This is a genomic window from Shewanella gelidii (assembly GCF_014647855.1).
GTDB classification, from domain to species: Bacteria; Pseudomonadota; Gammaproteobacteria; order Enterobacterales; family Shewanellaceae; genus Shewanella; species Shewanella gelidii.
The window spans coordinates 505,953-512,306 of sequence record NZ_BMPZ01000002.1 but is presented as its reverse complement, the minus strand read 5'-3'; the positions used below and the strand labels follow the sequence as shown (position 1 = coordinate 512,306).

General features: G+C 41.0%; 7 protein-coding genes and 1 pseudogene. 2 read left to right on the top strand and 6 right to left on the bottom strand.

Going from position 1 to position 6,354, the window contains the following annotated elements; all coding sequences use genetic code 11:
- The 3 genes and pseudogenes from IEY18_RS05765 to IEY18_RS05755 all read right to left on the bottom strand — a co-directional run.
- Nucleotides 1-419: pseudogene (locus IEY18_RS05765) on the bottom strand (TSUP family transporter); the annotation flags it as partial.
- A gap of 146 nt (nt 420-565) precedes the next feature.
- On the bottom strand, nt 566-961 hold the full coding sequence (locus IEY18_RS05760; protein ID WP_188918727.1) for a ribonuclease E inhibitor RraB: 396 nt from the start codon (nt 959-961) through the stop codon (nt 566-568).
- 22 nt (nt 962-983) lie between these two features.
- Complete coding sequence (locus tag IEY18_RS05755; protein ID WP_188918725.1) at nt 984-1,217, bottom strand: RNA-binding S4 domain-containing protein; 234 nt, start codon at nt 1,215-1,217, stop codon at nt 984-986.
- A gap of 490 nt (nt 1,218-1,707) precedes the next feature.
- Here IEY18_RS05755 and IEY18_RS05750 point away from each other — a divergent pair, with 490 nt between their 5' ends.
- Nucleotides 1,708-2,058, top strand: coding sequence for a DUF1422 family protein (locus IEY18_RS05750; RefSeq protein WP_188918723.1), 351 nt, complete (start codon nt 1,708-1,710; stop codon nt 2,056-2,058).
- Between the two features lie 114 nt (nt 2,059-2,172).
- Here the strand turns inward: IEY18_RS05750 and IEY18_RS05745 are convergent, their stop codons facing one another.
- The gene (locus IEY18_RS05745; RefSeq protein ID WP_188918721.1) at nt 2,173-2,451 is read right to left on the bottom strand and encodes a peptidylprolyl isomerase; all 279 of its coding nucleotides are present in this window, start codon (nt 2,449-2,451) and stop codon (nt 2,173-2,175) included.
- A gap of 132 nt (nt 2,452-2,583) precedes the next feature.
- Complete coding sequence (locus tag IEY18_RS05740) at nt 2,584-4,410, bottom strand: DUF885 domain-containing protein (RefSeq protein ID WP_188918719.1); 1,827 nt, start codon at nt 4,408-4,410, stop codon at nt 2,584-2,586.
- Nucleotides 4,411-4,488: 78 nt separating this feature from the next.
- Here IEY18_RS05740 and IEY18_RS05735 point away from each other — a divergent pair, with 78 nt between their 5' ends.
- The gene (locus IEY18_RS05735; protein ID WP_188918717.1) at nt 4,489-5,001 is read left to right on the top strand and encodes a diguanylate cyclase domain-containing protein; all 513 of its coding nucleotides are present in this window, start codon (nt 4,489-4,491) and stop codon (nt 4,999-5,001) included.
- 109 nt (nt 5,002-5,110) lie between these two features.
- Here IEY18_RS05735 and IEY18_RS05730 read toward each other — a convergent pair whose 3' ends face one another.
- The gene (locus tag IEY18_RS05730) at nt 5,111-6,352 is read right to left on the bottom strand and encodes a tetratricopeptide repeat protein (protein ID WP_188918715.1); all 1,242 of its coding nucleotides are present in this window, start codon (nt 6,350-6,352) and stop codon (nt 5,111-5,113) included.
- Between the last annotated feature and the right edge of the window lie 2 nt (nt 6,353-6,354).

The following is a 6,354-nucleotide window of genomic DNA, read 5'->3' as shown; positions in this document are numbered from 1 at the left end:
GCAAATAACGTCGGTGAAATCAATTGCCGTTTGTCATGTGCCGATATTCTTTTTGAAACCAAAAAATATAAGCCAATCGTCAATGTAAGAAAAGGTAAAACAAGCTTTAATACTTCGGTATCAACCCGCTGTACACACACTGCACCAGCCGCAGCGCCCAAAAACGCACAAACAATAGACAGGTACATTTGTCGCAAATCAACTAAGCCTTTGCGGACAAAATAAAGCGTTGCAGAAAAACTACCACCACTTGCTTGAAGTTTGTTCGTCGCCAACGCCGCAGTCGGAGGTAAGCCCGCCCACATAAGCGCGGGTATCGTGATAAGCCCACCACCACCCGCTACGGCGTCAATAAAACCAGCAATAACGGCGACTGCAAATAAGATACTAAACAACTCAAATGTAATCTCTATTGCCACGATATTAATCTCTTCTTATTTACGCGCATGACACTCCGATATACCCATTTGTTGGTCATGACCTCTTCGCGTGTAATTCAAATTCGATGATTCAAACCAAAAATGAAAAAAGCCACCAAATTGGTGGCCTTTTCATCATTCACATTCTAATGCTGACACTGGTCATCACATTGATGCTGCGACGTATCTTCATCAGCAAATTCATCATCGCCTTCTTGGTGTTGCATCACACCCCAGCCATCAGACTGACCACCAAACTCTTGCGCAAACTCATGCAATATCGTTTCTTGCTCTACCAGTAATTCATATTCTGGAACCATTTCGATTCCAACGATGAGCTCCCACTTCGCAAGCTCATCGTTCATGTTCAACTCTGAATCAGCCTCTAAGTCAGAATTCACTATTTCCTCAAGAGCAGACTCTGCATCTCTTTGGTCATCAAATACTAAAAAGAAATCTACGGCTAAAGGTTTTGACAAATCAATGCCCGCCTCCGCCATTGCGGCTAACATTTTGCCGTTGTCATCATCTGGAAACTGCATTTTTTTCTCCAATTTGTCAGCCTTACGCAGCCGCAACAACTAAAACTGACTCACCATTAAATTCGACTGTATCACCAGCGGCAATTTTTTTACGTTTGCGAGTTTCTACTTCGCCATTGACGCTAACCATACCTTCAGCGATCACGTGCTTAGCTTCACCACCCGCACTGATCATGCCTTGTACTTTTAGTACTTTATATAATTCGATGTATTCATCTCCAGCGTTTAGAGACAATGTAGATTCTTGTTTAGTCACGTTTCGTGAGTCCTTCTATGCTTTGCTGGCGCCATTATACCGAGTCGCTATGAAACTGCAGCAATATTATTGGGAATTATTGAAGGTTCAACCCCATACTCCTTAAAGCTTACATCATCAAAATAACCGAAAAGATTCGCTCAATTTAAATCACCCTTTTGACTGAAATAAAATCAGCAATATGTGTGTTTAAACGAATAGGAACTGCCATAAAACCAAACATGCATTAGAGTCAAAAAAGAACAAAACGATAACCTACAATAGCGCAGCAAACATCTAATTTATCAACGCATTATATAGACATGCATTTAACAGTGAATTCGAAAGTAGAAGTGACGAATGCCATTTTGTCTTCATCTTTATAACGAAGATCAATGATTGGGTAACTAACCTAAAGTCCCAGTTGAAAAATTAGCCATGACCATGCTACTTTTAGTGGCAAATATTAATTAGACTAACCACTATACCAATTCTTTTAAGAGGGCATTTCATGAGTCAAACTAGCATTCCTTCAAAATTGCTTGCCAGCACATTCGTTCTCGGTTTATCCGTCAACGCTTGTTTTTCTGCATTAGCAATTTCTCACGTGCCGTTTTCCGTGTTCCCGTTCTTAACCATTTACTTTGTTGCGACGTACTTCTACAAGAACTACATCGAAGCTCAAGATCCATTGCCGCTCGCGCCAGCCTGGGCTGCATTTTTCTTAGGCCTGTTTTCATACTCAGCGTCTTTAGGAGCTCAGTACCCTGAAAATGGCTCTAACATTATTTCAATTGCATTTACTGCCGTTCTAGCTATCTGGCTAGTTTACAAGTTAATGGTCAATAAAAAGCAAGCTTAAGATTTTATCAAATCAATAAAAAAAGGCGGCTCAATGATGAGCCGCCTTTTTCTTTACTGCCAAAAATATCAACACTTTCAACGTTGCCATTCATTTGGCAGTAGCCCCATATGGTTAGCCGCGGCTGGTTACTTCTAGCAAGTGGTAACCAAATTGCGTTTGTACAGGGCCTTGAACTTCATTCAATGGCGCACTAAATACAACTTCATCGAACTCTTTAACCATCATTCCGGGGCCAAAAGAACCGAGTTCTCCACCTTGAGCACCAGATGGGCACGAAGAGTGTGCTTTTGCTAAATCAGCGAAATCTGCACCACCAATAATTTGCTGTTTCAACTCTTCACACTGCTCTTGTGTACTCACAAGAAGATGTCTTGCAGTTGCTTGAACCATTTTGTTGCTCCTATTTCACAAAGGCTATTTGCCTTTTTGCTGCCACAGTCAGCAGCTTATCATTTCATGTGCTTTCGAGTATAAGGAAGTTCACCGGTTAAACAAGCAAACTTCCTGACAATTTGAGCTGTATTAACTTTTACTTTGTTGAGCTATCCAGCGATCAATTTTTTGTTCCATAACCGCCATCGGCAGTGAGCCTGAAGTTAACAACTGCGCATGGAAATCTTTTAAATCAAAGTTGTCGCCCAATTTATTTTCAGCTCTTTCACGCAGCTCCAAAATCTTCAGCTGACCGACTTTGTAGGACAGTGCCTGGCCAGGAATTGCCATATAGCGCTCAACCTCAGCGACAATATCGGAATCTGCAAGGGGCGAGTTATCCATCATGTACTGAATAGCCTGCTCTCTCGACCAGCCTTTTGCATGAAGACCTGTATCTACCACTAAACGCATTGCGCGAAGCATTTCATCAGACAATTTTCCAAAGTATTGGTAAGGATCTTTAAACAACCCCATTTCAATTCCTAGGTACTCTGCATATAACGCCCAACCTTCTTCGAAAGCATTATAGCCGCTGAATCGCTGGAACTCTGGTACACCTTGTAACTCTTGCTTAATTGCGATTTGAAAATGGTGCCCAGGCGCCGCCTCATGCAAAGATAATGTAGTCACTCCCCACTTTGGCTGTGCTTTTAGGTTGTAGGTATTAATATAAAAAATTCCAGGGCGAGAACCATCAACGGCAGGCGACTCATAAGATGCCCCTGCAGCTGACTTTTCGCGGAAGCTCTCAACAGGCTTGACGACATAATCCGCTTTAGGCATGACATTAAAATAGTCCGGAAGCACAGCGTTGATTCGTTGTTTGGCTTCCATATAGCCTTGGATCAAGGCTTCCTTACTTTCAAAGAAGTACTGCTCCTCTGAAGATAAAGCCTCGAAAAACTGAGGGAGCGTACCTACAAAACCTACTTGCTCACGTACTCGGTCCATTTCCGAAAGAATTCGCTTCACTTCAACCAAACCAACTTGATGAATTTCATCGACGGGCATTTTGGTTGTTGTGTGATGATTTGCAAGGTGTTGGTACCATGCTTTTCCATTAGGTAGCCCACTCCAGCCATCACTTCCTCGAGCATTTTCTAAATAAGTACCTTCTAAGTATTCAGTAAAATCTTGTAATGCGGGCATCAATTTACTCTGAATTTGAGTTTGATAAGCCAAAGTTATTTCTTGCTTGTCTTTATCGCTCAAGGTGTCTGGCAATTTACGAATTGGCGTATAGAACAAGCTATCTTCAGCGTTTTGAACTAACTGAGACTTGAATTGAGGAATCATGCGCTCAACGAGTACTCGAGGCAAAACAACCTTACTTTCAATGCCTTGATTCATTCTCAGTTTTACGTCACCAAGCCAAGCAATAAATCCATCCATGCGCGACAACCAATTGTTGTAATCAGCTACGGTCTTAAATGGCTGCGCACTTTCACCACTAGCAAGCTGGATCATCGTAATGACAGGGCTATAGAACTGATTAATTGGTATAAATCGCTCTGGAAATTTCTCACCAATCAGCGCCATGTTCTTATCATACGCAAACATGTCGAAAGAGAGCTGCAAACTGTCAGATAGTTTGTCACGGTCTAGAGCTTTGACTGCATCAAGGTATTTAGTATTTAACTCATGACGAGCCTTCAAATAAGCCTCTGTCAGACCGTTACCAAACCTATCATTATGTTCATCTATTCCAACAAATGTTGCATACATCGGATTCAGCTTAGTGACATCTTTGAAATATTGGTCAACTAAGTTCAAATAGGTTTGGTCAGCACTTTGCTCCGCAGATACCGTTTTAGTGGCTGGATTGGCAGTATGATTCTCGGTCCTTGAGCTATTGTCGCAGCCTTGGAGTCCTAGCATTAGCGCAAGGCTAGCGGCAATATAATGGGTTTTCATTTTTTGAATTCTCCTTAAATCTCACTGCTTGCTTATTCTTTTCTATACTTATTAATAGATGAGTAAGCGGAGCCAACTATGATTTTTTCATTTAGTAATTCTGGGTTTCGAGATCCTGAAACCGGTGTGTATAATTTAACCTACTTTATGGAAGTATTTCATCGAGAATGGTACAGCCACTTAAGAGACGGTCAAGGTTTAGCGCTATTGTATCTTTGCCCTCATATACATGAAACCCATAACCAACCTCATTTGTTAGAATTTTTTACTAAACATGTCCAGCAATCACTCCTAAGACGCACAGACTTGATAGCTCGGGTCAATCAAAATAGGTTTGCTGTCGGACTGTTTAACATTGATAGTAGTGGGGTTGAGAAGGTTCTTAATCGCATTGATGAAGAAATTGCCAAATTTAACCAAGAATTTGGTAAACAACAAAGTATGCAAGTCGATTATAAAATTGTAGCCTGCATCTGCCTACCTAAACAAAAAACCCAGATAGAGTCTTTATTTTCAGCGGCCGACGAACATTTAATTAATCTAGAGCGAACATCAGATGACCATCGCGCACTCTACACACTTGCGTCTTAGGTTTGAACTCTAGCGGCACATTTTATAAAGAACAGTCATGAGCAACTCCTGATTAAAATTTGGCAATAAAAAAGCCCCTTTAAAGGGGCTTTTTAACTGAACATATTTACTATAACGTCACATTATGAATGCGAGCTTTCTCTTTAATATAAGAGATGTAACTCTTCGCAGAGCGAGCCGTTTTCTTATCTTTGCTTGCTTGCGTCGCACGTTTATAGGCTGATTTGTATTGCTTCAAGCTTAAATGTGCTAAAGCAAGTTCAAACTGCGCCTCACCTGGATTTTTGATACCCAGAGACAATGCTTTTTCAAACACTGGAATAGCACGCTTAAACTGACGATCTAGAGCAAGTATTCGTCCCTGCTTTAAATACAGAGAAGCATCTTCATCGATCGCAGCAGCAAGACCATAATACTCAGCTGCTTCTTTCAACTCTTTAGCGTTATGATAGAAACCAGCAAGAGACTTATATGACTTCTTGTTAGATTCGATCAGGCCTTCTTTCATGTGCTTTTCAAAAATTTTCGCTGCTTTATAGTGCGAACCTTTTTGTGATAATAACTGCGCTAATCGCGTGATATTACCAGCAGTTTCCAAAAAGCCATTTTTATACGCAAGGTCATAAGTAGCCAGTGACTTTGGATAGTTCTCTGTCATCAAATAGAACTGCGCCAATTGTACCCATAAACGCTTATCGTCTTGGAATAATGGCACCATAGTTTCGAGCACTTTAACAGCATTCTTAAACTGCTTCTTGTTAAAGTAAGCTGTCAACTTCATCTGATAGAGACCTTTATCAGGCTTATCAACTAAAGAAAGACCTTTGTCAGCAACTTGTAGTACTTTATCCCATTGTGATAGCTCTGAGTGAGCAATACCAATACGCTTAAATACGACAGCTTCCGTTTTACAGGTGAAGTCCATCCACTTGTAATAACTATCAATTGCTTCTTTGTACTTTTTCTCTTGAATAAGCAGGTCAGAATACAGCCTTAAAGTTTGTGCATGATCCGCACCACCAAGGTTATCCGCATCTACAGCTTTCTTAAGATACTTAAGTGCTGAGCTCATTTTACCTTTTTCAGCGTAAAAGTTACCTAACATTCTATCAACAAAGGCTTTATCAAAGTCGTTTCGAGGGTTCAGCTCTAGCATAATCGCTATCGCTTCATCTAGTTTCGACTCCTGATAGGCTTTATATGCCTTACCAACTTTCTTACCGACTCGCTCACCAACAGCCTTGTTTTGACGATCATCAATTGGGCATTTTGGTGCAGCAATAGCTGGAGTAACAGCTAGTCCAGTTAAAGACAGAACCACAGCAGCGGTGATTTGCTTCAATTTATTCATTG

What these genes read in the sequence shown, in the direction of transcription:
- IEY18_RS05735 (WP_188918717.1), top strand. Translation starts at nt 4,489, where the DNA reads ATGATTTTTTCATTTAGTAATTCTGGGTTTCGAGATCCTGAAACCGGT.
- IEY18_RS05740 (WP_188918719.1), bottom strand. Translation starts at nt 4,410, where the DNA reads ATGAAAACCCATTATATTGCCGCTAGCCTTGCGCTAATGCTAGGACTC.
- IEY18_RS05745 (WP_188918721.1), bottom strand. Translation starts at nt 2,451, where the DNA reads ATGGTTCAAGCAACTGCAAGACATCTTCTTGTGAGTACACAAGAGCAG.
- IEY18_RS05750 (WP_188918723.1), top strand. Translation starts at nt 1,708, where the DNA reads ATGAGTCAAACTAGCATTCCTTCAAAATTGCTTGCCAGCACATTCGTT.
- IEY18_RS05730 (WP_188918715.1), bottom strand. Translation starts at nt 6,352, where the DNA reads ATGAATAAATTGAAGCAAATCACCGCTGCTGTGGTTCTGTCTTTAACT.
- IEY18_RS05760 (WP_188918727.1), bottom strand. Translation starts at nt 961, where the DNA reads ATGCAGTTTCCAGATGATGACAACGGCAAAATGTTAGCCGCAATGGCG.